The 26,256-nt window shown below is 67.2% G+C and carries 24 protein-coding genes and 1 other RNA gene; 8 read left to right on the top strand and 17 right to left on the bottom strand.

Annotated features, from left to right (window positions below; all coding sequences use genetic code 11):
- The first annotated feature begins 37 nt into the window (after positions 1-37).
- Both ACOGI5_RS12830 and ACOGI5_RS12835 read left to right on the top strand, forming a co-directional pair.
- A complete protein-coding gene (locus tag ACOGI5_RS12830; protein ID WP_419864801.1) occupies positions 38-1,402 on the top strand; it encodes a sensor histidine kinase in 1,365 nt (454 codons plus the stop codon).
- Positions 1,399-2,070: a GerMN domain-containing protein gene (locus tag ACOGI5_RS12835; RefSeq protein WP_419864802.1), complete on the top strand. Its 672-nt coding sequence runs from the start codon at positions 1,399-1,401 to the stop codon at positions 2,068-2,070. Before ACOGI5_RS12830 ends, ACOGI5_RS12835 begins: the two co-directional genes overlap by 4 nt.
- Here the strand turns inward: ACOGI5_RS12835 and ACOGI5_RS12840 are convergent.
- From ACOGI5_RS12840 to trkA, 4 genes are all read right to left on the bottom strand, one after another.
- Complete coding sequence (locus ACOGI5_RS12840; RefSeq protein ID WP_419864803.1) at positions 2,062-2,970, bottom strand: TrkH family potassium uptake protein; 909 nt, start codon at positions 2,968-2,970, stop codon at positions 2,062-2,064. The two genes, ACOGI5_RS12835 and ACOGI5_RS12840, sit on opposite strands and share 9 nt — an antisense overlap.
- The gene (locus tag ACOGI5_RS12845) at positions 2,862-3,626 is read right to left on the bottom strand and encodes a potassium transporter TrkG (RefSeq protein WP_419864804.1); all 765 of its coding nucleotides are present in this window, start codon (positions 3,624-3,626) and stop codon (positions 2,862-2,864) included. Before ACOGI5_RS12845 ends, ACOGI5_RS12840 begins: the two co-directional genes overlap by 109 nt.
- Positions 3,623-5,233 (bottom strand): TrkH family potassium uptake protein, encoded by a 1,611-nt coding sequence (locus ACOGI5_RS12850; protein ID WP_419864805.1) that lies wholly within the window; start codon positions 5,231-5,233, stop codon positions 3,623-3,625. Before ACOGI5_RS12850 ends, ACOGI5_RS12845 begins: the two co-directional genes overlap by 4 nt.
- Positions 5,234-5,295: 62 nt before the next feature.
- Positions 5,296-6,639 (bottom strand): Trk system potassium transporter TrkA, encoded by a 1,344-nt coding sequence (trkA, locus tag ACOGI5_RS12855; RefSeq protein ID WP_419864806.1) that lies wholly within the window; start codon positions 6,637-6,639, stop codon positions 5,296-5,298.
- A gap of 59 nt (positions 6,640-6,698) precedes the next feature.
- Between trkA and ACOGI5_RS12860 the strand changes: the two genes are divergently transcribed.
- Positions 6,699-8,192, top strand: coding sequence for an FGGY family carbohydrate kinase (locus tag ACOGI5_RS12860; protein WP_419864807.1), 1,494 nt, complete (start codon positions 6,699-6,701; stop codon positions 8,190-8,192).
- A gap of 105 nt (positions 8,193-8,297) precedes the next feature.
- Here the strand turns inward: ACOGI5_RS12860 and ACOGI5_RS12865 are convergent, their stop codons facing one another.
- The 4 genes from ACOGI5_RS12865 to queG all read right to left on the bottom strand — a co-directional run bounded on the left by ACOGI5_RS12865 (position 8,298) and on the right by queG (position 12,382).
- Positions 8,298-9,482 carry an aminotransferase class I/II-fold pyridoxal phosphate-dependent enzyme gene (locus ACOGI5_RS12865; protein ID WP_419864808.1) on the bottom strand — a complete coding sequence of 395 codons (1,185 nt, stop codon included), beginning with the start codon at positions 9,480-9,482 and terminating at the stop codon, positions 8,298-8,300.
- Between the two features lie 25 nt (positions 9,483-9,507).
- Entirely contained in the window at positions 9,508-9,960 is a 453-nt protein-coding gene (locus ACOGI5_RS12870) for an SRPBCC family protein (RefSeq protein ID WP_419864809.1), read from the bottom strand.
- 122 nt (positions 9,961-10,082) lie between these two features.
- Complete coding sequence (locus tag ACOGI5_RS12875; RefSeq protein WP_419864810.1) at positions 10,083-11,195, bottom strand: glycosyltransferase family 4 protein; 1,113 nt, start codon at positions 11,193-11,195, stop codon at positions 10,083-10,085.
- Complete coding sequence (gene queG, locus ACOGI5_RS12880; protein ID WP_419864811.1) at positions 11,195-12,382, bottom strand: tRNA epoxyqueuosine(34) reductase QueG; 1,188 nt, start codon at positions 12,380-12,382, stop codon at positions 11,195-11,197. The genes ACOGI5_RS12875 and queG overlap by 1 nt, the downstream gene beginning before the upstream one ends.
- Positions 12,383-12,466: 84 nt before the next feature.
- Here queG and ACOGI5_RS12885 point away from each other — a divergent pair, with 84 nt between their 5' ends.
- Positions 12,467-13,357 (top strand): serine/threonine-protein kinase, encoded by an 891-nt coding sequence (locus ACOGI5_RS12885; RefSeq protein ID WP_419864812.1) that lies wholly within the window; start codon positions 12,467-12,469, stop codon positions 13,355-13,357.
- A 105-nt stretch (positions 13,358-13,462) separates the two neighbouring features.
- Here the strand turns inward: ACOGI5_RS12885 and ACOGI5_RS12890 are convergent, their stop codons facing one another.
- Genes ACOGI5_RS12890 through ACOGI5_RS12900 form a run of 3 tightly spaced genes read right to left on the bottom strand, consistent with a single transcriptional unit; the run spans position 13,463 to position 15,120 of the window.
- Positions 13,463-13,696 (bottom strand): hypothetical protein, encoded by a 234-nt coding sequence (locus ACOGI5_RS12890; protein ID WP_419864813.1) that lies wholly within the window; start codon positions 13,694-13,696, stop codon positions 13,463-13,465.
- Position 13,697: 1 nt separating this feature from the next.
- Positions 13,698-14,789 carry an anthranilate phosphoribosyltransferase gene (gene trpD, locus ACOGI5_RS12895; RefSeq protein WP_419864814.1) on the bottom strand — a complete coding sequence of 364 codons (1,092 nt, stop codon included), beginning with the start codon at positions 14,787-14,789 and terminating at the stop codon, positions 13,698-13,700.
- Positions 14,790-14,805: 16 nt separating this feature from the next.
- Entirely contained in the window at positions 14,806-15,120 is a 315-nt protein-coding gene (locus tag ACOGI5_RS12900; RefSeq protein ID WP_419864815.1) for a WhiB family transcriptional regulator, read from the bottom strand.
- A 152-nt stretch (positions 15,121-15,272) separates the two neighbouring features.
- Between ACOGI5_RS12900 and ACOGI5_RS12905 the strand changes: the two genes are divergently transcribed.
- Both ACOGI5_RS12905 and rnpB read left to right on the top strand, forming a co-directional pair.
- The gene (locus ACOGI5_RS12905) at positions 15,273-15,716 is read left to right on the top strand and encodes a hypothetical protein (RefSeq protein WP_419864816.1); all 444 of its coding nucleotides are present in this window, start codon (positions 15,273-15,275) and stop codon (positions 15,714-15,716) included.
- Between the two features lie 15 nt (positions 15,717-15,731).
- An RNA gene (gene rnpB / locus ACOGI5_RS12910) (RNase P RNA component class A) lies at positions 15,732-16,119 on the top strand.
- A gap of 32 nt (positions 16,120-16,151) precedes the next feature.
- Here the strand turns inward: rnpB and ACOGI5_RS12915 are convergent.
- The 4 genes from ACOGI5_RS12915 to ACOGI5_RS12930 all read right to left on the bottom strand — a co-directional run bounded on the left by ACOGI5_RS12915 (position 16,152) and on the right by ACOGI5_RS12930 (position 20,394).
- A complete protein-coding gene (locus tag ACOGI5_RS12915) occupies positions 16,152-16,748 on the bottom strand; it encodes a histidine phosphatase family protein (RefSeq protein WP_419864817.1) in 597 nt (198 codons plus the stop codon).
- Between the two features lie 86 nt (positions 16,749-16,834).
- A complete protein-coding gene (locus ACOGI5_RS12920) occupies positions 16,835-17,344 on the bottom strand; it encodes a hypothetical protein (RefSeq protein WP_419864818.1) in 510 nt (169 codons plus the stop codon).
- 42 nt (positions 17,345-17,386) lie between these two features.
- On the bottom strand, positions 17,387-18,118 hold the full coding sequence (locus ACOGI5_RS12925) for a zinc ribbon domain-containing protein (protein WP_419864819.1): 732 nt from the start codon (positions 18,116-18,118) through the stop codon (positions 17,387-17,389).
- The gene (locus tag ACOGI5_RS12930; protein WP_419864820.1) at positions 18,115-20,394 is read right to left on the bottom strand and encodes a transglycosylase domain-containing protein; all 2,280 of its coding nucleotides are present in this window, start codon (positions 20,392-20,394) and stop codon (positions 18,115-18,117) included. The genes ACOGI5_RS12925 and ACOGI5_RS12930 overlap by 4 nt, the downstream gene beginning before the upstream one ends.
- Positions 20,395-20,538: 144 nt before the next feature.
- Between ACOGI5_RS12930 and ACOGI5_RS12935 the strand changes: the two genes are divergently transcribed.
- Entirely contained in the window at positions 20,539-21,228 is a 690-nt protein-coding gene (locus ACOGI5_RS12935) for a thiamine diphosphokinase (protein WP_419864821.1), read from the top strand.
- Between the two features lie 64 nt (positions 21,229-21,292).
- On the top strand, positions 21,293-22,450 hold the full coding sequence (locus ACOGI5_RS12940; RefSeq protein WP_419864822.1) for a hypothetical protein: 1,158 nt from the start codon (positions 21,293-21,295) through the stop codon (positions 22,448-22,450).
- Here the strand turns inward: ACOGI5_RS12940 and ACOGI5_RS12945 are convergent.
- Positions 22,447-23,946, bottom strand: coding sequence for a glycoside hydrolase family 3 N-terminal domain-containing protein (locus ACOGI5_RS12945; RefSeq protein WP_419864823.1), 1,500 nt, complete (start codon positions 23,944-23,946; stop codon positions 22,447-22,449). The two genes, ACOGI5_RS12940 and ACOGI5_RS12945, sit on opposite strands and share 4 nt — an antisense overlap.
- 83 nt (positions 23,947-24,029) lie before the next feature.
- Positions 24,030-26,237, bottom strand: coding sequence for a thioredoxin-like domain-containing protein (locus ACOGI5_RS12950; protein WP_419865487.1), 2,208 nt, complete (start codon positions 26,235-26,237; stop codon positions 24,030-24,032).
- Between the last annotated feature and the right edge of the window lie 19 nt (positions 26,238-26,256).

Raw genomic sequence — 26,256 nt, forward strand, 5'->3', positions numbered from 1 at the left:
CCGCGGCCCCTGCGCCGGTTGCTGTACCTGCGCCCGCGTGGTCGGTGCCTTCACTCTCGGCGCGATGCTGGCCGCGTTCCTGCTCGTGGTGATGACCTACAGCCTTTCCCGAGGTTCGATGCTGGGCCTGCGCCAGGACTCCTCTGAGGCTCAGTTCTTCGCGAATTCGACCCAAGTGCAGGGCTCGCTGCGTGCGGAGAGCCCGGATTTTGCCGTGCTGCTCGAATCGCTCCCAAGCCTGAGCGGCAGCCGTTCCATCGTCCGTACGGGACCTGACATCTGGCGGTCGCCGTCCCTCGTGCCCAGCGACCTTCCTGATGAGCTCGTGACAGCCGTCGAGCGATCCGATCAGGCCCACGCTATGCGGTACCGGCTCGACGGCGTCCCCCAGCTCGCACTCGGCCTGCGTCTGCGCCCGGCTGCGGTGTCGCAGCTCAGCGAGACGCTCTACTTCGAGGTCGTCCCGCTGTCTGAGATCGAGGCCACGCTCGCCAGCTTGCGACTGATTCTGGGTGTCGGAGCGGCGCTGACGGTGCTGATCGGTGTCGCCGTCGGCGCCTGGGCCGGCGGGCGGCTGCTGCGTCCGCTTGCGACCGTGTCCGATGCTGCGAACTCCATCGCTCACGGTCGATTCGACACGCGAGTCGAACGCAGCGACGATCCCGACCTCGCTGTAATCGTCGAGTCGTTCAACGACATGGCCGACGCGATGGAGCGCCGCATCGCGCGCGACGCGAGGTTCGCGTCCGATGTGAGCCATGAGCTGCGATCACCGTTGCAGACCCTGCGAAGCTCGATCGACTATCTGAACGGCCACCGCGATGAGCTGTCCGCTCAAGGGGCAACTGCACTGGACCTGCTTGCAGCCGAAGTCGACAGATTCCAGCAGCTGGTGCAGGACCTCTTGGAGATCTCCCGACCCGACGCCGACGGATCGGTCTTCGAGCGAGGTCTCGTCAACATCACCGAGCTGGTCCAGCATCGCGTCGGCACACTCGGGCCGGATGTGGAGCTGAACATCAGTGCTGCAGCGACTGACGCTGTGGTCATCGGCGACAAGCGGGGACTCGCACAGGTCTTCGACAACCTGCTGCGCAATGCCGAAAAGCACGGTGGCGGTGTCACCCGGGTGGGGATCTCACGGCCCGGCAACCTGGTGCGCGTCGCTGTCGAGGACGACGGGCCGGGGGTCACGCCGTCCGAGCGCGATCTGGTCTTCGAGCGCTTTACACGCGGCGCCGCGGCGCGCAAACGGGGGGCAGGCACCGGTGCCGGTCTCGGCCTGGCCTTGGTGTACGAGCACACCCGGCGTCACGGCGGTTCAGTGCGCGTCGAGTCACGGCTTGACGGCCAGCGTGGCGCCCGTTTCGTGGTCGAGCTGCCCATTGCGGGGCACCGGTGAGAGCCCCTAGTCGCAAGCGGCATAGGTACCTGCCGGGCACGCCGGCGCTGCGACGCGTCAGCGCGTCGATGGCGTGCGCGCTCGCGGCCGCTGCGTGCGGTCTGCCCACCGATGATGCGCCTACTCACATCGAAGTGCCTGCTGGCGTGTTCCCCGACCAGAACGAACCGGTGGTCGGTGCGGAGCCTGACACGCCCACCACATCCCTGCACGCTGTCTATTTCCTGCGAGACGGCCTGCTCGTGGAGCTCCAGCGGCCGCTCGCGGCTCCCGTGTTCCTCGATGCCCCGCTCAACAACCTGCTGGCCGGACCGACTCCCACTGAGGCCGAGAACGGTCTCGAGTCAGCGATCCCGGCCGGCACCGAAGTCGTGGACGTACAACTCCTGCGCAACAACGTTGTGTCGATCCACCTCAACGAGGTTTTCTTCGAAGTCGAAGGAGCGCAGCGTGTGCGCGCTGTAGCGCAGCTGGTGCTCACCGCGTCGGCACTCGCACGTGACAGTCAAGGCGTGCTGGTCTTTCTCGACGGGGTAGCTCAGTCGCTTCCCGATGGAGCCGGCACGATCGCCCAAGTGCGACCCGGTGAGCTGCCCCGCGTGCTGCGGGTTGACGACTTCAGCGAGCTGATGCCGCTGACCCCGCTGCGCTCGGTCTCGTCACGATGAGCTTCGGTTGCGCGCTCCGAGGCGTGTGAGCCGGCGGGGTCCGCGTGTGGTGGTCGGCCGCTGATAGCGCGAGCGGGTGCCGGCGCGCACCGCCGCCACGAACATCAGCATCGTGGGGAACACCTCGAGCCGGCCGAACAGCATGAGCACCATCATCACCGGACGCGATGCACGTTCGAACGCAAGCGCTGAGCTCGTCGGCCCCGCTTCGCCCAATGCGGGACCCACGGTGCCGATGGCGGAGACTGCACCGGAGAATCCTGTCTCGAGGTCATTGCCCAGCGCGGTCATCAGTACGCCGCCTGCCAGAGCAAGGCCCAGATACAGCAGCACGAAGCCCAGAGCCCGCGCAGCGACGTCCTCGGCCACGGTGGCGTCGCCGAGGCGCATGGGCAGCACTGCCCTGCGGTGGCGAGCACGGATGACCTCCCGGATCGCGTAGCGGGCCACGATCTGGAGGCGCAGCACTTTGATGCCGCCTGCGGTCGAACCGGTCATGCCGCCGATCACGAACAGCGCCAGCAGCACGAGCTGCGCTGAGGGCGTCCAGAACTGCTCGTGCGCATAGTCGGTGAGGCCGTAGCCGGTATTCGACCCCAACGACGCTGCGTAGAAGGCCGCTTCCCGAAGGTTGTCGCCGAGGTCGAGCTTGCCCGAATTCAGCACCAGCAACCCGATGGCGGCACCGCCGATGAGTCCCAGGTACCAGCGCAGCTCTGAGTAGCTCCGGCGCTGTGATCTGGTGCGCGTGATCAGATGCCAATGGATCGAGAAGCTCGCGCCGCAGGTGATCATGCCGACGATGAGCACCAGCTCGACAGCCACCGAGTCGAAGAATGCAATCGATGCCGAGTGCGTCGAGAAGCCCCCGGTTGCCACTGTGGTGAATGCGTGTGCCACGGCGTCGAACAAGCTCGTTCCGGCTGCCAGCAGGGCGAGCGCCACGGCCAGGGTGAATCCCCGTACAGCATCCACAGCCGCCGAGCCGTGGCGGCGATGCGCGGCGTGAAGCGATCAGCAGTCGGGCCGGGTGCCTCGTTGGCGATCAGCTCCAAACCGCCCACCTTCAGTGCGGGCAGCACGCTCACCGCGAGCACTATCAAGCCCATGCCGCCGAACCATTGAGTCATGCTGCGGAAGAAGAGGATCCCGTGGGCAACGCCGTCGATGTCGGCCAGGACGGTGGCGCCCGTGCAGGTGAATCCCGAGATGGACTCGAACAGCGCGTTGTCGGCCTCGCTCCATCCGATCACGCCGCTGAACAGGTACGGCATCGTTCCCGCTATCGAGACCGCCAGCCATGCCCATGCCACCGAGGCGAACGCCAGCGGGGAATCCGCCCGGCCCGATGCCGTGGTGCTGCCCATCATGGCGCTGCCCACGCTCGCAGTGAGTGCTGCCGACGCCCCCAAGGCGAATGCGCCTCCCCCGCCGTCGATGAGCGCGACACACGCCGAGACCGCCATGCCGACCGCCACGAACAGCAGCGCCACCCCACTGATGTGCACTGGCGTGGACTCGAAGCGTCGCTTTGCCAGCACTGCCAAGCCGCTCATCGCACTCTCACTCCGTGGGGCCTGCGCCGGCGCCACTGCCCGTGTCGCACCGCAGCCACCGCCGGATAGACGGCAACGCTCAGTGCCACGGCCGCGGCGGTCACCGACATGCGTCCACACATCATGAGCAGCCCGGCTGTCACGCGTCCCAGCCAGTTGACCGCGTCGAGGTGGCCGGTCGAACCTTCGACGGCCAAATGCCCGGTCGAGTCGGCGGCGGCCATCGCAGGCCCGACGTTGGACAGCGTGGACACCGCGTACGTCAGCGCATCGACGATGTTCAGCCCGCTGGCGCCCAGAACGATGGAGGCAGGGATGATCAGCAGTGCTGCCAGCAGAAGCTCGCCGGTGATGCGGCCGATCGTCGTTTCGGAGATGGTCGAACGGCCCAGGCGCAGCCGCTCGGCGAGCGACGGGTAGATGGCACGACGCAGTTCCCGTCCGATGAAGGACGCCAGCGTCAGCAGCCGCACGACCTTGAAGCCGCCGGCCATCGACGCGCTCATGCCGCCGATCAGCATGAGCACCATCAGCAGCGCCTGGCTGCCCGTCGACAGCTCGACAAGCGGAGTGGTCTCGAAGCCGGTGGTCGAGATCACCGACACCACCGCGAACAGCGATTCCCGGATGTGATCCGGGCGCAGGACATCCGTCCAGCCGACGCCGTCACGCGTCCACAGCATCACCGCCACGGTGGCGAAGACGATCAGCGTGATGTACAGCCGGAATTCGTAGCTGCGAATGAACCGGGCCGGGTCCCGGCGCCGGATCGCCAAGAACATGAGCGGCAGGCTCACGCCTCCCGCCGCCATGCCGAAGATCGCCACCCACTCAATGGCTGCCGAGTCGAATGCGCCCAGCGACGCCGCCTGCGTGGAGAAGCCCCCGGTCCCCGCGGTGGTCAGCGCATGCAGGCCGCTCTGCAGCAGCGGCATGCCGGCCAACCCGTAGCCGATCCCTACCAGGACGGTGAGCGCGCCGTACAGCAGCAGGAGGCGACCCATCGTGCCGGCGCTGCGGGGTGCCAGCCTGCGAGCTGATCGGGTCGCCACTCCCCCGTCGGTGTCCAAGCCGCCGACACCGAGATGCGGCAGCACGCGGACGAGCACCACGATGAATGCAGCTCCGCCCAGCCATTGCCCCACAGCTCGCAGGGCCAGCATCCCGCCGCCGAGATCGGCTCCCGAAAGAGTCGTGCTGTTGGTTCCGGTGACGGTCGCTGCGGCTTCTGCAAAGGCTGTCGCCAACGCCTCGGGTTCCACTGCACCGGTCGCGAGGTGCGCAATCGCGACGGCAGCCACTGCGGCGAACGATCCGAGCACCAGCGCCGTCAGGGTCTGGCGCTCGGTGATGCGCCGCTCGAACCGGCACAGTCGCAACAGACCCAGGGCGAACAGCGCGACGGCAGCTCCTGCGACCAGCAGCGGGACGGCATCGGTTCCGGATTCGCCGCTGGCAGCAACCCGTCCCCCGAACAGCCAGTCAAATGCCGCACATATCGCAAACACAGGCGAGGCGGCGGCGAGCACGACCAAGGCCGTGATGGCAAGAGTCGACTCGTACGGTCCGCGTGCCCACCGGTGCAGCGCGCCATCAGCGCTTCGCACCGCTCGCACCACCAATCGGCGAAGCCTCTCGCGTTCGGCAGCCCGGCGTGCCGGACGGGGTGTCACCGAAAGGCCTGCTTGACCTCGTCCACGCAGTCAGGCGTCACAAAGGCGACCACGTGGTCCCGCGCCCTCAGCTCGCTCCGGCCCCGGGCAATGCGGGCCTTTCCGTCCCGCACGATCGCTGCGAGCAGCATCTGGCCGGGCAGGTGAAGCTCCCGCACAAACGAGCCGTCGGCGCTCGAACCTGCACCCACTTCGAATTCGAGTACTTCGACATCGCCCTCGAGGAAGGTCGCCACAGCGGTGACGTCACCCCGGACCATCCGCAGCACCATGTTGGCGCTGGCCGTGCGAGGCGACAGCGCCGCGTCGATGCCCACCTGCTCCAGCAGCGGCAGCAAGGACAGGCGATGCACGACAGCGATGGTCTCGGTAGCCCCTTCGGACTTGGCATACAGGCAGGCCAAGACGTTGGCATCGTCCTCTCCGGTGACGGCTACCACAGCGTCGAAGGTGCCGACGCCCTCGCGTGCGAGCACGTCGATGTCGGTGATGTCGCCATGCAGGACGAGCGCGCCAGCGTGACGCTCGCTCAGCTCGAGGCAGCGTTCGTGATGCTGTTCGACGATGACGACTTCAATGTGACGCTCGAGCAGCCGGCCAGCCAGCAGCCCGGCCGTGCGCCCTCCGCCCAGGATCATCACACGGCGCAGATCAGAGCGGCTCAATCCCATGATCTCCATGAGCTCACGTCGCCCCTGGCGCCGGCACACCACTCTGAGCAGGTCGTGCGGCTGCAGCGTGGTCTCGCGGCGCATGACGGTGACATCGCCGCCTCGCGACAGCGCACCGAAGATGAAGTCCCATTCCGGCTCGTAGTACGCGCCGATCTCGGCCATGGTCTTGCCGACCAGCGGGGCATCTTCGGCCAAGCGCGCACCCACGACCAGCACCTCGCCGTTCGCGAGCTCGTTGATGTCGGACACCCCGTGGTACACGAGCAAGTCCATGATGGCGTCAGCGGTCTGCTCATCGGGATCGAGCACCAGATCGACGCCGATGGCATTTCGCAGGCTGCGACCCGGCGACCCGCGCAAGTCGCCATCTTGCAGCCGTGCGACCGTCGCTGGCACACCGGCCTGTTTGGCCTGCATGCACACGAGCAGGTTGACCTCGTCGGAATCGGTGACGGCCACCACGACTTCGGCTCGATCAAGGCCGGCTTCGGCCAGCACGCTGGGATTGGTGCCGCTCCCGTTCACGGTCAGCAGGTCGACTTCGGAGGCGAGCGTGTCGAGGCGTCCCGAGTGCTGGTCGATGACGATCACGTCATTGCCCTCACGGCTGAGGCGCTCGGCGATGTAGCTTCCGACCTCGCCGGCCCCCACCACGAGAATCCTCACAATGGGCGACCCTACTTCGGGCCGCCGGAAAGAGAAGTCACCATGACACGGGAGGCTCCATGGCGCTTCTGGTAGCGATCGATGCAGGCACCACCGGCGTGCGTTCGATGGCGGTGGATGAGACCGGCAGTGAGGTGGCGTACGCATACCGGTCGTTCCCTCAGCACTTTCCAGGTCCCGGCTTGGTCGAGCACGACCCGAACGACATCTGGGACGCAACGGTCGCCACCCTCGATGAGCTCTGTGCGAGTCTCCGGGCACTCGACGGCGGGCAGATGCCCGCGGTGGCGGCGATCGGCATCACCAACCAGCGTGAAACCGTCGTTGCGTGGGATCGGCGCTCATCGCAGCCGCTGGCACGTGCACTCGTCTGGCAGGACGTACGCACGGCGTCGCGCTGCGTGGAACTGGAGTCTGCCGGATATCTGCCCGAGGTCCGGCGTCGAACCGGCCTCGTGCTCAGCCCTTACTTCAGCGGTACGAAGGCCGAGTGGCTCTTGCGTGATGGCGGCGTTTCGGCAAGTGCAGATCTGGCTCTTGGCACCGTCGACAGCTGGCTGATGTGGAGACTCAGCGGCAGCTCCGCATTCGTCACTGACCCCACGAATGCCTCGCGCACACTCCTCTACGACATCAACGACGGCGCCTGGTCGGCGCCGATGTGCGACCTGCTGTCTGTGCCGATGCATGCGCTGGCCGAGATACATCCATCAGCAGGGCGGTTCTGTGTCACTGCGGACACCACCGCCCTGGGGCCGGGCATCGCTGTCAGCGGTGTAGCGGGCGACCAGCAGGCAGCGCTCTTCGGCCAGGGCTGCCACGACGTCGGCATGGCCAAGAACACGTACGGAACAGGTTCGTTCGTCTTGATGAATGTCGGGGGCAGGTGCCCCGAGCCCGTCGACGGGCTGCTCACCACCGTGGCCTGGGATCTCGGCTCTGGACCTACGTTCGCGCTGGAGGGCTCCATCTTTGCGACGGGTTCCGCCGTGGGCTGGTTCACCGACGTTCTGGCCGGGGCCACGGACGCCAATGCGATCGAGATGCTGGCCAGAAGCGTGCCCGACAGTGCCGGCGTCGTCGTTGTGCCGGCGTTCGCCGGTCTGGGCAGCCCCTGGTGGGATCCGACGGCACGGGGAGCGATCATGGGTCTCACGTTCGCGACCGCACCGGCGCATATCGCGCGGGCCACCATCGAGTCCATGGCATTGCAGACCCGCGACGTCGTCGAGACGATGAGTGCATCTGCGGGGCGCCAGATCGCCGAACTCAGGATCGACGGCGGAGCAGCCGTGAACAACCTGCTGTGCAGCATCCAGGCCGACCAGCTGGGCGCGCCGGTGAGCCGGCCGATCGTGACCGAAACCACCGCCTTGGGGGCTGCCATGCTGGCGGGACTGGCCGAGGGCGTGTGGTCGTCGCCCGCCGAAGCGGCGTCGGTGTGGCGACTCGACCGCCGATTCGAGCCCTCAGCCGACCGGCCCGGCGCCGACCGGCTTCACAAGCTGTGGCGCCACGCCCTCGACCGGACACTGCACTGGTCCCCCGACTGAGGGCTGACAGCAACCCGACGTAGCTGCGGGGACGGCAGGGAACTCTGCGAGGTTGGAACCTGCTGGATTCCCGGAGCAGAGGGCACTGCCGTCCCCGCAGCGGGGTCAACCCGGCGGGGTCAGTTGATCCAGTGCACCGCGCAGTTGGCTGATGGCCTGGCGAATCCGATGCTCGTTCTCGACGAGCGCGAAGCGCACGTGGCCCTCGCCGCCCGGGCCGAAACCGACGCCCGGGGAGAGCGCGACGTTCGCCTCGGACACGAGCAGCTTGCAGAAGTCGACCGACCCCATGTGCCGGTACGGCTCGGGGATCTTGGCCCAGGCGAACATGGTCCCCTTCGGCGGTGCGAGCTCCCAGCCGATGCGGCCCAGCCCGCGCACCAACACATCTCGCCGGTTGCGGTAGGTCTCGCGTACCTCGCGGGGATAATCCTGATCTTCATTCATGACCACCGTCGCAGCGATCTGAATCGGCTGGAACGTGCCGTAGTCGAGATAACTCTTGAGCTTGGCAAGTGCGGCGATCACCTCGGCGTTGCCGACGCAGAACGCAACCCGCCAACCCGCCATCGAGAACGACTTTGTGAGGCTGTAGAACTCGACGGCCACGTCCTTCGCGCCCTCCGCCTGCAGGATCGACGGCGGTTCGTAGCCGTCGAAGCCCAGGTCCGCGTAGGCGAAATCGTGAACGAGCAGAACCTCGCGTTCACGCGCGAAATCCACGATGCGCTGCATGAATCCCAGATCCACGCAGGCGGTAGTGGGATTGTGCGGGAACGACAGCACGATCACCCGCGGTCGCGGCCAGGAGTATTCGAAGCGCTCCACCAGTCGCTCGAAGAACGTCTCGCCGACGTCGAGCGGCACCTCTCGCACGCTCGCGCCTGTGAAGAGCGGGCCGAAGATGTGAATCGGGTAGGAGGGAGCCGGCACCAGACAGGCGTCTCCGGGTGCCAGCAAGGTCCACATCAGGTGCGAGAAGCCCTCCTTCGCTCCGATGGTGTTGATGATCTCGGTATCAGGATCGAGTTCGACGTTCCACTTGCGCCGGTACAGGTCTCCCACCGCGGCGCGCAGTTTCGGGATGCCCCGACTGGCTGAATACCGGTGGTTGCGGGCGTTGAGCGCAGCCTCCGCCAGCTTCTTCACGGCGCGCTCGGGCGACGGCAGGTCGGGATTGCCGAAGCCCAGGTCGATGACGTCAGCGCCGGCGCGCCGGCGCTCGATCTTCAGCGTGTCGATGATGGTGAATACGTACGGCGGCAGGCCACCGATCCGGCGGAATTCCATGGCGCTGGCAGCGACCCTCGGCGCCCTAGCTCGCGGGACCCGACTCGAGACGCGCCGCGAAGTCGGCCAGTGCCGTATGAGCGATGCGCCGTTCCGCGCGGCGCTTGACGAATCCCGGCAGCGGCACTGCCAGTTCCAAGGCGAGCTGGTAGAGCACCTCGGTGCGGCCAGGCTCGGTTGCCGGGTTGAACTCGTACCTGCCGTCGAGCTGCTTGACGACGTCTCCGTCGACGAGCTTCCACGAGAGCCGATGGGGTGCTCCGCCGTGGTCGTAGGCAAGCGTGTATCTCGCGGACCGTCCCAGTGCCTCGACACGGAACGAGGCCTGGGCGGCCCGCCCGTCCGGATCGCTCTCGATCACCGTCGCCGAGGAAACATCGGTTGCCCACTCGGGGTACTGCTCGATGTCGGAGATCAGTGCGTAGCAGTCTTCAGGCGACGCAGTCACGACCGTGGTCATCGTCATCTCGTCGATCATGGCTGCGTTCCACGTCCCGTGTCGGCTGTTTCCATTGTCTCAGGATCGAAGCCGCCAGTGGCTCATATTCGCCGCATCTTCACGGTTCTGACATCCGCTGCGCCCGCCGCGAGCATCCGCCATCAGGACAGAGCCGCTTCAAGCCTGGCCGCCAGCGCATCGTAGGAGAAGCGCAGTTCTGTCTCTCGGCGCGCCGCAGCGCCCATGGCTGCCCGTTTGCGTTCTGAGGACAGCAGTTCGCCGATGGCGGCGGCGACATCGTGCGCGTCCGCGGGCCGTTCCACTACGAGCCCGGTCCGGCCATGGGCTACCGCTTCATGGCTGCCACCTGATCGGCCCGCGACCGCAGGCACGCCGCATGCAGCGGCCTCGACGAACACGATGCCGAATCCCTCTTGCTCGAGTCCCGCCCACCTGCTGCGGCACGGCGCTGCGAAGACGTCACCCATGGCGATGAACAGCGGTACGTCGTCGCCGCCGATGCGGCCCGCGAAGACAACCGGGACGCCCAGGCGCCCCGCAAGCCGTTCCAGTCGCCGCCGGTCCCGCCCGGCGCCTGCAATCGCCAGCTGCAATTCAGGATGGGTTGACCGGAGGCGCGATACGGCGCCGATGACTGCATCGAAACCCTTGCGCGGGACCAACCTGCTCAGGCAAACCACCAGCGGTCCGGGCGCCAGGCCGAACCTGCGGCGAGTACGCAACCGGTCCTCGGCAGCGAGAGGCACAAACCTGTCGGTATCAACCCCAGGGGGCACCTCGATGACGGGCAGCTCACGGGATGCGCATCGCTCCGCTTCGCTGGCTGCGTACCCGCCCGCGGAGATCACCATCGAGGCATCTCGAAGCACCCGTGACAGAACGGCGGACAGGCCGGGCAATCGTGCCGGCACCGTCACCTCTGCGCCGTGGAGCACCACGCCGTAGGGCATGCCAAGCCATGGTCCCAGTGCGCCAAGCGGCAGTGCCGGGTCGAGCAGCACAATCTCAGCGCCTACTTCGTCGGCCAGGGCACGGATCCGTCTCGCCAAGCCCGTATGCGGCAGCAGCACACGGTCCCGGGTTCTCACGATCCGCATGGGCTGTACCGAGTCGAAGGGGGCGCCGCCGCGGTGGGGTGTCGTGAGCACCGTCGTGGACTCCGGCGGCAGGCGGCGCCATAGCTCCCACAGGTAGCTCTGGATGCCGCCGACCTTCGGCGGAAAGTCGTTGGTGACCAAGAGGTGACGGCGCATCAGCCGGCTGGGTGCCGCAACGGCACCGGTCTGGCGAGTTCAGCCGCCACCAAACCGTCCGGGTCCTGATTGCCGAGCCCGGCGGATCGCGCCTCGGCGACCAGTTCGTCCCGTCCCAGCCGGCGCGCCGCCCACACAGCATGCGCTGCGACCACGTCGGACGATGACGAGAGCGACCTGCGCAACGCCTCGTCGACGGCGGGCGAGCGAGGATCGCCCACGTTGGCGAGCACGACGAGAGCATTGCGTCGCAGGTACTCGGGGCGTCGCCTGGGGATGTACCAATGTCCGAAGGCGGCCATGAGATCGTCGTCGGTCATCTGGAGCAATTCGACGAGGTCAACAGTGTTTCCACGGGTGGCCCGTTCGCTGCGCGGGCCGAGCTCGACAGGCTGATCGCGCGCCGATGCGGCTGCGCTGCCGTTGAAAGGGCAGACGGTCTGGCAGTCGTCACAGCCGTACAGACGATCGCCGAGGGCGACGCGATGTTCGGGCGGGAAGATTCCCGGCGCCTGGACCAGCCATGCCAAGCACCGGTTCGCGTCAAGCACACCCGCTGTGTCCAGCGCACCTGTCGGGCAGGCCGTCTGGCAGCGGCGGCAGGTCCCGCAGCCATCGGGCTGGACCTCGTCTGAGAGCGGCAGCTCGGCGGTGGTGACCACCGAACCCAGCACGGTCCACGAGCCGAGTTCTTGTGACAGGAGCATGGTGTTGTGACCCAGCCATCCCAGTCCGGCGCGGGCCGCAGCAGCTCGATCCACCAGGCGATTGTCATCGCAGACAGCTACGGCGTCGTAGCCATGGCGCTGCAGGACCTCGCAGACTCGCTCGAGGCCGGCCCGCAGCGCCCCGTAGGCATCGCTCGCCACATAGGCCGCAACGGTTCCCCTGCCGCGCCCATCGGTCGCCGGCCGCTCAGGCGTGAAGGAATCTGGCGATGCATAGTTGCGAGCGCACACGACGATGCTGCGGGCGCCGGTCAGGATGTTCGCGGGAGTCGTCGAGCGCTCGGGCCGCCCATAGGTGAACCACATGCCGGCGTGCAGTCCAGCCGCCTTGCGCTCGTCGATGGCTCGTCGCGCTTGGCTGAACGGCGCGGTGTCGGTCACGCCGACGGCATCGAGGCCGGCGCTCGTGGCAGCGTGCTGGATCTGGGCAAGCAGCAACCGGTTTGCCCCCGCAGTCATCGCCCAAGTGTGCCGTGACAGTGAGGCTCACTTGTTCTCGCGTCGTTTTATGCTGGGAGCGGCGCTCGAGCCGCGGCCGGTGCAATGTACGAAGACCAAATTGACGTCTGGGTTGGCCGCCAATACGGCCCGTACAAGATCACCGGTGTGTTGGGCCGCGGCACCGTGGCGCATTGCTACCGGGCAACGACGCTGAGGGGCGACGAAGTCGGACTCAAAGTGCTGACGCCGTTCGCTGAAGCACGCGCGGAGATCCGCTCGCTGTTCGAGCAGGAATACGAGCTGATGGCGCGGCTGAGCCATCCGAATGTCCTTGCCGTCCACGGGGCGGGCGTCATCGGCGGGGCCCACTTCATGGAGATGGAGATCGTGGAGGGCGAGACCTTGGCTGACCGGTGCGGCAGCCGCCACCCGCCGAGCCTCGTCGAGAGCATTGCGATTGTCCAGCAGATCTGCGCAGGGCTCGACCACGTGCACGAGCACCGAATCGTCCATCGCGACGTCAAGCCGTCGAACATCATGCTCGATGCTCAACCTGACGGCAGCGATCGGGCGGTGCTCTTCGACTTCGGCCTGGCGCACGACCTCGATGGGCCGCCGTCTCCACCGGGTCGTGTCTACGGATCGCCTATGTACCTGTCGCCCGAACAGGCCCTGGCGCAGCCGGTGGATGCTCGCACCGATATCTACGGTCTGGGGTCGACGCTGTACGTGCTCGCCGTGGGCTCAGCGCCCTTCTACGGCGAACGGAACGACCTGCTGCATGCACACGTCCGCACGCCGCCGCCAGACCCGGCAGAGCGAGGCGTGTCTGCCGAGCTCTCCGAGATCATCCTGACCGCAATGGCGAAGGCCCCCGGCGACCGCTTCGCAAGCGGAGCCGACCTAGCCGCCGCCCTGGCAACAGTCGAGATCCCCGCCCGCGACAGCGAACGACGAAAAGGTCTCCTGCGCCGACTCACCAGCCGTACCTAGGCGCAAGGGCGCAAGCGACACAGCTGCGGAGGCGGCAGGAAACTCTGCGACGTTGCGACCTGCTGGATCGCGGGAGCAGAGGGTCATGCCGCCTCCGCAGCGGGCTCACACACCGTGGCGGTAGCGCTCGACAATCTCGGCTTCGTCGATCCCATACACCAGGACGGTCTCGGCCGGCCCCTCGTCGAAGGCCACAATCGCCATCACCCGCCGATCCCCCGGACGCACTCCAACGACGGTGCCGGTCGTGCCCACCAGCGAGGCGCGGCGGTCATCGGAGGTGTTCGCCAAACGGACGATGTCGCCGACGCCGAATGGCAAGGAGAGTCCGACGACCACGTCAAGAAGCTGAACTGGCGGCCAGCTCATTCGTGAGCTTCACGGCCGCTTCCAGCTTTGCCGCGGCACGCCCGTCAGCCACCGCGTCACGCGCCATCTCGAATCCCTCGGCGAAGTTCTCCGCCAGCCCAGCGACAACCAATCCGGCACCGGCATTGAGCTCCACGATCTGGGCTCGGGGCCCCGTCTCGTCACCGGAGACGATCGCGTGCAGGATCTCCGCGTTCCGTTGCGGGCTTCCTCCCCAGAGCTCCGCTCGATTGACGCGCTCCAGCCCGATCGATGTGGGATCGAACTGGTATTCGTTCGCGATCTCGCCATCGCGCACTTCGTAGATGCGCGTGAGATCGGTCAAGGTGATCTCGTCCAGCCGGTCGGCACCGTGCACGACCAGCGATCGTTCCGAGCCGCGGGCCGCGAGCACACCGGCGACACGTGGCGCCATGACTGGATCGCTCACACCCAGCACCTGCCGCCTCACGCGCGCCGGGTTGGACAGCGGCCCGAGAAAATTGAACGTCGTGGGCACGCCGAGTTCGCTGCGCACCGGTCCCGCAAAGCGCATCGCCGGATGGAATTTCTTGGCGAAGGCGAATCCCAGGCCGATTTCGGAGATGCACCGTTCCACGTCCGGTCCATCGAGGTCGATCACCAGGCCGAGCGCTCCGAGGGTGTCGAACGAACCCGACGACGAAGTGGCTGCGACGGATCCGTGCTTGCAGATCACGGCACCGGCCGCCGCGGCCACGAAGGCTGCCATGGTGGACACGCTGAGTGCGTGCCTCTGCCGGACCGGCGCCCCGCCGCTGCCCACGATGTCGATTGCGTCATCGGGAGCCTTCAGGGGGACCGCTGCATCGTGCATGGCATCCACGAGGCCCGTGAGCTCAGGGACCGAACCGCCCTTCATGCCCAGGGCGATGATGAAACCAGCCAGCTGCGCGTCAGTTGCGCGCTCGCTGAGGATGCTGCCCAGCGCCGCCCGGGCCACTTCGGGACTCAAGTCGATGCCGGCGACCAGATCCGTGAGGACAGACTTCCAACCGCCGTAGTGCTCGAGGGGGTGAGCCTCGTCAGGGTCTGGCTGTCCCATCAGGTCGAGTCGGCCATCAGTTCGATGCGGCAGCCGCCTGCGCGTTGCGGGCGCGTGCAGCGGCGCGGCGCCGGCGCCGGATGATCCGCACACGCTCGGCCGCGGTCTGCCCACCCCAGACGCCTTCCTTCTCCCGCACTGCGATGGCGTACTCCAGGCATTCACCCGATACGGCACAAGCCGCGCAGACCGCCTTCGCCTCGAATGCGGCCTCGTCACCGCCGGCGTCGTCGCTGTCGGGCGGGTAGAAGATCTCGGCTTCGAGGCCCCGGCAGGCCGCGTGACGCTGCCAGGCGAGCAAGTCTGTGGAGAGACCACCGTGCTGGTCCACGATGACCCGGATGGGGTCAGCTGCCGCCGAACGTGAGCTCGCGGTTTGCGCAGAGGACGGTGCCGGTGCTGTGACAGGAGGCATCTGACGCGCAATCTTGCCGATGCGCTGCTGTTTGTCAAGACCTTATTGAGCGTTCAGTATGGAGCGTGATGCGCAGCCTGTTGCAAGTCTTCGGTCGAACCGTCGAGCGGCGTGCAGTCATCAGCGGTGCCCTCGTGTCCACCGGAACTGCGCTGGTGGTGGGCGTTCTGGCCGGGAGCTGGGTGGCAGAGCGAACTGCGGCGGCGTACGCAGTCAACGGCCTGCTGTTCGCAGGAATGATCGCAGGAGGCGCCGTTGCCGCGGCCCGGGCAACTGGGCACCAGCTGTTGGCTGCGGTCCTCAGCTCCGGCCCGGTGATGGTCCTCGCCGTAGCGGTGCAGTTGATCCGCAGATTCGGTGCCGGCGACGCGGCGGCACCACTCGGCCTTCCTCTCGTGATGCTGCTGGCAGCGTCGCTGGCCACGTTGGGCGGCATCCTGGCCGGCATGACCCAGCGCCGACGGCGGTCGCTGCTGGATGCTCGAGAGCCGCGTCACAAGAGGCAGAGATAGCATTCGAGCCTGCGGTGAGTCGGCCGGGTGGCCGCGGATTGAGCTGCTTCGGCGGTCCGCAGCGTGCGGAGCCGTACGAAAGGCGCAGTTCGAGGAAGGTCGGGACTCCACAGGGCAGGGAGCTGGCTGGCAACCAGGCGCCGCGAGGCGACGGAAAGTGCAGCAGAGAGCAGACCGCCGATGGGCTGGGCCCGGTGCCCGGCCACAGGCAAGGGTGAAACGGTGCGGTAAGAGCGCACCATCGCTGGGGGTGACTCCGGCGGATCGGCAAACCCCTCCCGGAGCAAGGCCAAGCAGGGATCGGGCGGCCCGTCCGATGATCCCGGGTAGGCCGCTCAGATGGATGGCCACCCCGACGGCAGCAGCCGACGGACAGAATCCCGCCTACAGGCCGGCTCACCGCCCCGCCGCCTCCGCTGCTATCGACTTTCTGTCTCAGGTGCCGAGGTGGGACGTGTCATTGAAGACGCTCAATCTCGGCATCGGTCCCCGGAATCCAATGGTGGTGATCTGTGCCTGTGAGACGTGCAGATGCCACGAGATCTCGTCGGAGGTTCCCAGCGCCCATCTGACTGCTGACTTGATCGGCGAAACGTGGGTGAAGACGGCGACGTTCCGGCCAGCGGCTAGCGCAGCCAGCTCATTGCAGGCTGCATCGACTCGGTCATTGAGCTGCGCCAGCGATTCGCCACCAGGCGGTGCGAAGCCGATGTCGGCCCGCCAGCGCTGCCAGTCAGAGGCTCGTACTTCCGAGATCGGTATCCCGTCCCATTCGCCGTAGTCCAGCTCTGACCAGCGTTCGTCTATGGCGATCTCCAGGCCCGTCAGCTCGGCGGTGGCCTGCGCCGTCTGGCGTGCTCGCAGCAGCGGCGAAGAGATGATCCGATCCGGTGGCTGATCGGTCCGGGACAGTGCTGCAGCAATCTGACTCGCTTGCCGTACTCCCACTTCGTCGAGCTCATTGTCGACACGTCCCTGCAACAGGCCCGCCGCGTTGGCACTCGTGCGCCCGTGGCGCACGAGGATCAACATGGGCGCCCGTGGCGCACGAGGATCAGCATGGGGGCCCGTGGCGCACGAGGATCAGCATGGGCGCCCTATGGCCAGGCGAGCCATCATCAACCGCCTTCTCGCCGGTACTGCGGACCCGCACCGTACGCCAGCCGTCCAGTTCGCCAGAAATCGGCTCGGGCCTGCGAATTGTGCGCCATGCCGGACGAACACCAGATCCACCAGCAGCCAAGCAGACCTGCCAGCTCCATGACGAGGATCAACCAGATGCTCCGGGCAGCCAGCGGCAGTGTGGCGCCGGCGGCATCGCCTCCGACGGGCCACCAGAACAACGCCGGCTGGATCCAAGCACCATCGAACACTTGGTGCCAGAAGACGCCGATCGGCAACGCCAGCCACCTGCGCCGCGCGCGCCGGCGCCCGACGGTCAGCAGCATCACGGCAACGAGGCCGCACACCGGCAGCGCCAGCGAGTGAGCGAGGGGTGCCCCGCCGGTCGCAGCGTGCAACACGTCGGGCAGGAGCGCTCCCGCCACGATGAGGCGGTGGTCGATCGCTGGGTCTCCGAAGCACCAACGCATGGCCACCAGCGAGGTCGCAACAAACCACAACAGCATCAGCCTGGAGCCTCTCGCCAGCGCACCGGCGGATCCAACGGCTCAGCGGACGAGCAGTGCCCCGCATTGGGGACACTCGGCGAGCTCGTCAGGTGCAAGCTGGGTGATGCGCTCGTAGTCGACCGAAGGAACCTCGAGATGGCACGCGCTGCACGTGGTGCCGACGAGCCGGCCGAGGACTGGGGCACCTCGAGCGGCGGCCCGACGCTCCTCATACACCGACATGAGCGCGGGATCGGCTGAGTTCACGAGCACCGCTCGCTGGTCAAGCACTTCGTCGCGCTCCTTGCCTGCTTCGCCCTCGGCCGTGCCGATGGCGGCGTCGACGGCAGCCATGCGCTCCGTGGCCGCCGAACCGCGTCGTCCGAGGTTGGCCCGAGCCTCATGGAGCGGTTCAAGCTCCTCCATCAGCTCGAGGATCTGATCCTCGATCTCGGTTTGGTGCCGCCCGAGAGCATCTGCCTCGGCCGTGAGCGCTTCGGCTTCCTTGGGCGAGGTCAGGTGGCTGTCGTACAGCCGCTCGGAGTTGTGCGCGCGCTTGGCCTCGATGCGCGCGACCTCGTCTTCATGACGACGCTGCTGGCGTTCCAGATCTGCGATCTGCGCGTCGAGCACCTTCGCTTCGGATGCCAGCACGCCAAGTTCGGCCTCGATACCGGCCCGGATCTCGCGTTCGGGCAGGTTCGTGACGTGATGGGAGATCTGATCGAGTCGTATGTCGAGGTCGCCGATCTGAGCAAGAGCTTCGAGCTGGTTCACGTTCGATCCGCTCAATTCTGGTCCTCTTCGGTGCTGGCCACCCCGGTCTCATCTCTGGCGCCCGGCGCGACTGACCCGTCAGTATCGCCCACGGGTTCGGTCGCCCGCGCCCCGAGTTCGGTGGCGATCTGGGTGCAGCGGAGCCATTCGAACCGGGACTCGCCATGGGCTTCGGGAACGGCGACCTTGCACAGCGCATCGGGCAGAGGCTCGAACTCGTTGTCATCGGTCGGACGGACCATGCTGCATGGCAGGTCGAACTCCAGCGGGGGCTCCGACGGCGACACGGCAACGGCGATCGAGCAGGTGTCCCCCGACAGGAACAGGTACTGGCTGGCCCGTGGCGGCGGCGGCGCGGGCGCGAACCCTCGCAATTGCGTGTCCTCCAGCGCCCGCCCCATGTAAGCCGACCAGATGCGCGCCGGGATCCAGCCGCCAGTGGCCCGCCGTTCCTGAATCTCGCCCATCGGCACTTGCTCGTCTGGATGCCCCATCCAGACGGCGGTCGACATGTGAGGTGTGAAGCCCACGAACCAAGCGTCGTGGAATGACTGGGTCGTTCCGGTCTTGCCCGCCGAGACCTGACCGCTCTCGAGCGCCGATCGCGTGCCGGTTCCCGATCGCACGTTCTCTTCCAGCACTGATGTCACCCAATCGGCCGTCGTCGACGACACGACTCGACGCCCACGCGGGACGTGCTCGTAGAGCACCTCGCCGAAGCTGTTCTCGATGCGGGTCACATAGAACGGCTCCATCCGAACGCCGCCGTTCGCGAACGTGCCGTACGCGACGGCCTGCTCCAGCGGGGTGATCTCCTGAGCCCCCAGCGAGATGGACGGGTAGGGCAGGTAGCTGTCTGCGTCGGATCGACCGACCAGCCGGTTCGCCATCCCGACCACCTCGTCCAGACCGGTGATCAAGCCCAATCTCACAAATGCGCAGTTCGAGCTGGCAGTGGCCTGTTTCTCCAGTGTGGCCACCCGACCCGGGCTATTCGCAAAGTTGCTCACCTCGTAGTCGTCAAGGGGCGGATTGGGAAATACGCACGGGCCCTGTCCGCTGATGGTGTCGAACGGGTACAGACCGGCGCGCTCGATCGCCGCAGCGAGCACATACGTCTTGAACGATGACCCTGGCTGACGCCGTCCCTGGGTAGCGAGATTGAACTCGGAATCGCTGAAAGCGGGGCCGCCGATGAACGCATGCACTGCTCCGGTCGTCGGATCCACGCTGACGATGGACACCTCGAAGGGGCCCGTGCCTTCCGGCAGCACTTCTGCCACCGAAGTGCGCATGGCCCGCTGCAGCTCGGGACGCAGCGTTGTCCAGACCCGCAGGCCGCCGCCGAACACCTGGCTGAACCGAGCTTGGTACGTATCCCCGAGCGCTGGGTTTGCCAGCAGCGACCGCCGCACCTCGACCAGAAAGTAATCACGCCGGAGAGCAACGTCGGTGCGGCGCGGCGACAGATTCCGGCTCGGTAGCGGTCGCCGCTCGAACGCGTCCCGCTGGGCCTCGGTGATGATCCCCGCGTCGACTGCCTGCTGGAGCGACCTGCTCCGGCGGCGCGTCATCGTGTCGATGTTCTGATCGAACCCGTCGAACAAGCCGGGACTGCGAATCAGGCTCGCGAGGAAGGCCGCGTCGCCGACGTCGAGCGCTGAGACGTCCTTGCCGAAGTACGTCTCGGCCCCGGCCTGCAGGCCGTACGCCCCGTTCCCGAGATACACCTCATTCACGTAGAACTCGAGGATCTCCTCCTTGGTGAAGTCCTCCTCGAGTCGGGCGGCGATGACCGCCTCGCGGATCTTGCGATTGAAGCTGCGCTCGCTGCCCACCACACGCAGCTTGACAATCTGCTGCGTGATCGTGGAGCCGCCCGACGCAATGCCGCCAGCCGACACGTTCGAGACCAGGGCTCGTGTTGTCGCCCGCAGGTCGACACCGTTGTGGAGCCAGAACTTGCTGTCCTCCACCGCCACGATCGTCGCAATCACGTCGTCGGGCACCTGGTCCAGCGTGATGATCTCGCGGTCCACGTCGTTCACCAGGATGCCGATCGGGTTGCCGTCGGAGTCGAAGACCTGGGTTCGCTGGGCACCGGGACGCAGGTCGATGGTGATGTGGTCTCGGTCGCGTTCAACAGCATCCAGCGTGCGCGCGGCGTGCGGCGCCGAGGCGCGGGCACCGATCGTCACGACGGCTGCGCAGACCGCGATCATCACGGCCAGCAGGGGCAGCCGGGCGAGCCGGCGGGCGAGGTCCACGTTGAACTGCAAGGTACCGGGCACAGCCGTGCGCCAATGTGCGCCCGCGGCGGAGGCGGCAGGGGCCCTCTGCTCCGGGAATCCAGCAGGTTCCAACCTCGCAGAGTTCCCCTGCCGCCTCCGCCGCTATGACATCTGAACCTTGCAGCTTGGGGTCACACTGGTGTTGTGGACGGCGGCGTATCCGGCGAGGGGCACCTGGATGCTCACTGCGTCTGGATCATCGATGGGGGTCCTCATGTACCGCACCGGCTGCCGCCAGGCGAGCCCTCATGCGTCATCGCCGTGGACCGTGGCCTGGCGCACACGCTGCGGCTGGGACTGCGACCTCACGTCGTCGTCGGCGACTTCGACTCCGTTGACCCCGCGATGCTCCAGACGACCCGAGAGCAGTGGCCTGATCTGGTGGTCCGGCGACACGACCGGCACAAGGCGCACAGCGACCTGGACTTGGCGTTGAGCTTTGCCTGGGGGCTGGACCCTGCCGAGATCGCGCTGGCCGGCGGTGGCGGCGGCAGGCTCGACCACATGATGACCTCGGTGACGATGCTGGCAAGGCCCCGGTACGCCGCACTGCCGCTTACTGCCTACATCGGTGCGAGCGTCGTACGGGCGGCAACCGCTGGCATGGACATGCGCCTGCCCGTCGACGACGGGAATCTGCTGACGCTGCTGGCGGTGGGCGGCGCTGCGAGTATGCACACGCGCGGGCTGCGATGGAACCTGTCAGCAACGACACCACTGGCCAGTGCCGCGTCGCTCGGCTTGAGCAACGAACTCATCGAGCCCGAGGCCCACGTCAGGGTCCAAGCCGGCACGGTGTTGGCGATACAAACTCATGGCACACCGCTGCCTTGAGGGGGCGCGCCGGCGCGTATGGCATGCCCGGGCACTTGCCGCTGTCGCGTGCGCAGCCGCCTTCGTGACCGCTGGGTGCGCCGAGACTGGCCAGGGATCCGCAGCAGTGCGCATCCTGACCCATCGCGATTTTCACCTGCCCGCCGACGCACTCGAAGCCTTCACCACCGAGACCGGCATCGAGATCGTGGTGTTCCGGGAAGACACGCCCGACGACGTGATCGATCTGCTTGAGCGCAGTCGAGCCCATCCGGTCGCAGACGTGGTTGTCGGCGTCGACACATTGGACCTTCAACACGTCATCGACAGTGGGCTCACCCGGCCGTACGTACCGCTTGCGCCCGGTCCGCTGGTTGCCGATCTGGCGGTGGACGACCATGCGATGACGCCCATCAGCTACATCGACGCCTGCTTGAACTACCTGCCGTCGTTCTACGTGGTGCCCGAACGGCGCATCGATGAGCTGCCGGACGCCGAGCTCCTGCCGCCGCCGGTGCCAAGCGGTGTCGCTGCGCTCTGGGACCCGGCGCATGGGGGCACCGCCGTGATCCCGGATGCCGCGACCAGCAGGATGGGTGTGTACCTGCTGGTGGCACTCGAGCGGCTGCATCCCGAACGCGATGACACCGAAACGACGCCGTGGCCCCAGGTGCTCGACCAGATGCTGAGGTGGGGCGTCGAACTCGCCCCCAGTTGGGAGCTCGCTACGTTCGAGCGTTTCGCGGGCGGGGAGCCGCCCGCTGAGCGACCGATCAGTCAGGACGAGCCTGATCCTGTGACACTCGAATCGCTGCGCGGACGCCTGCCGATGACCTGGGGCACGACTGGACTGCCGTCGGTGTACGCCCAGTACCAACCGGGGTTGCCGCCGTCACTGGACATCGCAGTGGTGACCGATGACTGTGTCCGGATCGGGTTCTATGCGGGAGTGGTGGCGGGCGCGCAGAACGCTTCTCTCGGTGGACGGCTCATCGACGCCATGGGTGAGCCCCTGTTCCAGTTCGGCGTCGGCGACCGCTTCGGTTCGCGACCGGCCCGCAACGACATCGTCAGCACGCCCGAGTGGAACGAATTCGGGGTGACAGTGCACCCGTACCGGCCCGATCCTGCCTATGTCGGTGCCCACTGGAAGGAGTGGCAGCTGACGTGGAGCCAGGTGGTGCGGAACTTCCGCACCGGTCCCCCGCCGCCCGAACCCGAAGTAACCGTGACGCTGCCCTAGCGGCCGACCAGGGTCGGGTCGTACAGCACTGGGCGGCCCAGGCCGTCGCGGCCGACGAGCGTGCATGCGTAGACGCCCTTGGCTCGGAGCACGTTGGTCGCCGCGTCGTCCAAGCGCTCCGAGCTCAACCGCCCCTCGGCCACCGCAGTCTCGATCTCAGCAAAAGCTGCGGCAGCATCCTCCAGGCCGCCGACGAGCGCAAGATCCGCGCCTGCGCCCACTGCCAGCAGTGCCGCTTCGCTCACGGACCACTGGCTGCGTATCGCGCCCATCACCAACGAATCGGTCACGATCAGTCCCGAGTGGCCGAGTTCGTTCCTCAGCACGCCGTCGATCGCAGCAGATGACAGCGAGGCCGGCATCCCGCCGGTCAAGCCAGGGACCTGCAGATGCCCCACCATGACCGCGGCGTCAGTGGCCCCGACCACAGCGGCGAAGGGAATCAGATCGCGTCGGCGCAGTTCATCCAGCGGCGCCGTGGAGGCCAGTTGGTCGTGGGTGTCTGCAGTGGCTGCGCCGTGGCCGGGGAAGTGTTTCACCACGGGCACAATCCCGCCGGCACTCAATCCCTCGACTGTCGCCATGCCGTACTCGGTGACCGTGGCTGGATCGTCGCCGAATGATCGATCCCCGATGCCTTCACCTGCACCGACATCGATGACTGGCGCGAAGTTCATGGTGAATCCGAGTTGGTACATCTTGCGGGCGTGATCCGCGGCCGCCTCAGCCACATCAGCGGGCGATCTGGCGGTCTGCGCTGCTGCCGAGGGCAACTGCCCCACCACCGCGGCGAGCCGCTGCACCCGACCGCCTTCCTCGTCGACAGCGAAGATCAACGGGACACGACCCGCAAAATCCTGCAGCTCGGCGATGCGACGCCAGACATGCTCGGTAACCGGCCCTTGCACCAGGACGCCGGCGATCCGGCGGTCACGTGCCTCCTCGACGGCGAATCCGAGCGAGCGCTCGCCCAATGCCGTCATGATCGTCTGCCCGATCCGCACCGGCAACGACAGTTCGCTGGTACACCACCGATCGACGTCGGTCCACCACGCACCGGAGAGCAGTTGACGAACGCCGACACCCGAGAGCCAGCCCAGGGGCCGCTCCTCTCCTGTCAAGACCGTCGGCCCTGGATCGCCGATGGCTACCTCCGAGTTGTCGGCGAGTTGCAGCCAGACACCGAGTGCCCCGGGTGCCCCGAGGCGGGCGCCGACAACTTGCGTGTGCAGTTGGGCCGGGTCGCCCACGATCGGCAGGATCGAGGTGCCGACCGGTTCGATGGTGCCGTCGGCGCCGATCACCCAATAGCCGATCCCACCCGGACCGCGCAGTACCGCCACCATCCGGGGCAGGGATGGCTCCGCCTCAGCTGCTCCCGACTCCCCGTCTGGTGCCACGGTGACGAGCGGTGGGGTCTCCGGTTCGCTCGATGCCTGGGCAGCGACATCCGGCGGTGCAACGAACCAGCCGGCTGCGATGAGCAGTGCCAGCATCGCCGAGGTGACCCGTCGGCTTCGTGATCGCCCATGCAGCCGCGAGGTGCGCGACAGTTCAGACGAGTTGGTGCCGCCGGTCGTCAACCCGTTCCCAGGCGTTGGTCCAGCTCCTCGGCAGACAGCAATTGATGCGGCAGCTGGATGCTGCTTGCACCCGCAGGATCCACTTCGATCGGGGCAGTGAAATCCACGTCCCGGATGAGGCAGAACGTCTCGTCCACGGCCGGGCAGTAGAACACCACCGCGGTGGCGGTCAGCACCGCTGTCCCGCCGTCTGCGCTGACGGTTCCGGCCAGCCGCAGCGGCATCTCAGGGCCACGGGCTTCGTAGCGGGCCGGTCCCTCCGGGCGCAGCACGTCACCTTCGGCAGACCACTCGAACTCGAACAGGCCGTCGGTGTTGAACTTGTAGCCCTCGGGCACCTGCAGGCCCAGCACGATCTCGACCGGTCCGGGCGCCACCCGCTGGGGCAACAGCACCACGTCGTCTTCGATCACGCCGGCCATCGTCACGGTGGCGATCTCCAGATTCGACAGCGCCAGCGTGGACAGCTCGCCGGTGGCCAAGTCGAGCGTCCGGATGCGGTGATTGTTCGTGTCCGCCACGTACAGCGTGTCCGACGTGGCGCTCAGCCCGCTCGGCTCGGCCAGTCGTGCGTCGGCACCGGAGCCGTCGCGAAGTCCGGCAACGCCGTCGCCGGCAATCAGCGACGAGGTCATGCCGTCGAGATCGAGCAGCTTGATCTTGTGGTTGTAGGTGTCTGCGATGTACAGCACGCCTCGGCCGTCGCCCCGGCCGACGTGCTCGATGCCGACGGCGTGCTGCAGCAGCGTCTCCTCGAAGCTTCCAAGCTCGTCGCCCCACACGAACAGATGCTTGCCCACCAGCGTGTCGAGCTGCCCGTCGAGGCCGAACGAGACCTGTCGAACGGCGCTGGCTTCGGGGTCGGTGAAGTAGAGCACGTTGCCGTCGGCGGCGAGCCCGGAAGGCTGCGACAGGGTGGCCTCGAGGCGGTGGCCGTCATCGAGACCCTCGGCACCCGTGCCCGCGAAGAAATCCATGACGCCGCTGGTCAGATTCATCAGCCAGAGCTGGTGCCGTCCGGCGCCGGCGACGTACAGCAGATCGCCCTCGATGTGCAGATCCCACGGCGATGCGATCGCCGTCTGCTCGGCGGGGCCCGGAGCGAACACCGTGACCGGCTCGCCCGTGCCCGCAATCGTCGTGACCTCACGAGTGCGGAGGTCGGCTGCACGGATCAGGTGATTCTCCCGGTCGGCGATGTACAGCGTGTGCCCGTCGTGGTGCAGCGCCATGCCCTGCGGGCGCCTGAACGTGGCCTCGCCGAACCCGCCGTCGGCACGCCCTTCTGCGCCGGTGCCGATCACCTCGATCAGCTCGCCGTCGAGCGTCGCAACGAGAATCCGGTGACGTCCCGTGTCGGCGATGAACAGGCGGTCGCCCGCCTCGTCAGCAAGCACCTTGCCGGGGAAACTGAGCACGGTCGGCAGCGCGGGCGCTATCTCGAGCAGCTCGCCCAGCGGCGTCGGGTCGATGAGCCCGTTGTGGCCGTACTCGGTGGCCATGATCTCGATGGCGGGCTGCAGCCGTTCGTACACGCCCTCGCCTGCGATGGGACCCAGCACCCGACCCAGCGGGTCGATGGCCACCACGGTGGGCCAGGCCCGCACACCGTAGGCACGGGCAAGCAAATCCGCCGAGTCGTTGACGACGGGGTGCTGCCGGCCGTACCGGATAGAGGCCTCCCGCACCGCTTCCGAGGTGCGCTCGCTGGGGAACTTCGCCCAGTGCACAGCGATCACGATGACCTCGTCCGGATACTCGGCTTCCAGCCGGTGGAGATCGGGGATGATGTGGATGCAGTTGATGCAGCCTTGGGTCCAGAAGTCGAGCAGCACGATCTTGCCGCGCAGGTCGCCGCTCATCGACAGCGGTCGGCTGACGTTGAACCAGTCGTATCCGGCCGGGAATTCCGGTGCGGCAACGCTGCCCTCGAACGTCAGCTCGACCGGTTCCGTCGGTGCGGTGCCGGCATCACTGCCCGCACCCGCTGAGGCATCGTCGCGCTGAGCAACCGAGGTTGTCCGCGACGCCGCCTGCGAATCATCTCCATCGGCGCTGGAAGTGTCGTCCTGGACGGCTGCCGGTTCGTCAGTCGCGCCGGGCGAGCAGCCAGCCAGCAGCAGCGAGCCCGCCACGACTCCGACAGCGAGTCGAATGAGCCAGCGCCGCCGCCAGCGACCGGGCGCTCGCTTGAAGGTATGCATCGGCACCGGAATGCCGCCT

Source organism: Candidatus Poriferisodalis sp., assembly GCF_965208925.1.
Classification (GTDB): Bacteria; Actinomycetota; Acidimicrobiia; order Acidimicrobiales; family Poriferisodalaceae; genus Poriferisodalis.

Coding starts and splice junctions, on each gene's coding strand:
- ACOGI5_RS12845 (WP_419864804.1), bottom strand. CDS start 3,626: ATGAGCGGCTTGGCAGTGCTGGCAAAGCGACGCTTCGAGTCCACGCCA.
- ACOGI5_RS12860 (WP_419864807.1), top strand. CDS start 6,699: ATGGCGCTTCTGGTAGCGATCGATGCAGGCACCACCGGCGTGCGTTCG.
- ACOGI5_RS12865 (WP_419864808.1), bottom strand. CDS start 9,482: ATGGAATTCCGCCGGATCGGTGGCCTGCCGCCGTACGTATTCACCATC.
- ACOGI5_RS12870 (WP_419864809.1), bottom strand. CDS start 9,960: ATGATCGACGAGATGACGATGACCACGGTCGTGACTGCGTCGCCTGAA.
- ACOGI5_RS12875 (WP_419864810.1), bottom strand. CDS start 11,195: ATGCGCCGTCACCTCTTGGTCACCAACGACTTTCCGCCGAAGGTCGGC.
- queG (WP_419864811.1), bottom strand. CDS start 12,382: ATGACTGCGGGGGCAAACCGGTTGCTGCTTGCCCAGATCCAGCACGCT.
- ACOGI5_RS12885 (WP_419864812.1), top strand. CDS start 12,467: ATGTACGAAGACCAAATTGACGTCTGGGTTGGCCGCCAATACGGCCCG.
- trpD (WP_419864814.1), bottom strand. CDS start 14,789: ATGGGACAGCCAGACCCTGACGAGGCTCACCCCCTCGAGCACTACGGC.
- ACOGI5_RS12905 (WP_419864816.1), top strand. CDS start 15,273: ATGCGCAGCCTGTTGCAAGTCTTCGGTCGAACCGTCGAGCGGCGTGCA.
- ACOGI5_RS12915 (WP_419864817.1), bottom strand. CDS start 16,748: ATGTTGATCCTCGTGCGCCACGGGCGCACGAGTGCCAACGCGGCGGGC.
- ACOGI5_RS12920 (WP_419864818.1), bottom strand. CDS start 17,344: ATGCTGTTGTGGTTTGTTGCGACCTCGCTGGTGGCCATGCGTTGGTGC.
- ACOGI5_RS12945 (WP_419864823.1), bottom strand. CDS start 23,946: ATGCTGGCACTGCTCATCGCAGCCGGCTGGTTCGTTGCACCGCCGGAT.
- ACOGI5_RS12950 (WP_419865487.1), bottom strand. CDS start 26,237: ATGCATACCTTCAAGCGAGCGCCCGGTCGCTGGCGGCGGCGCTGGCTC.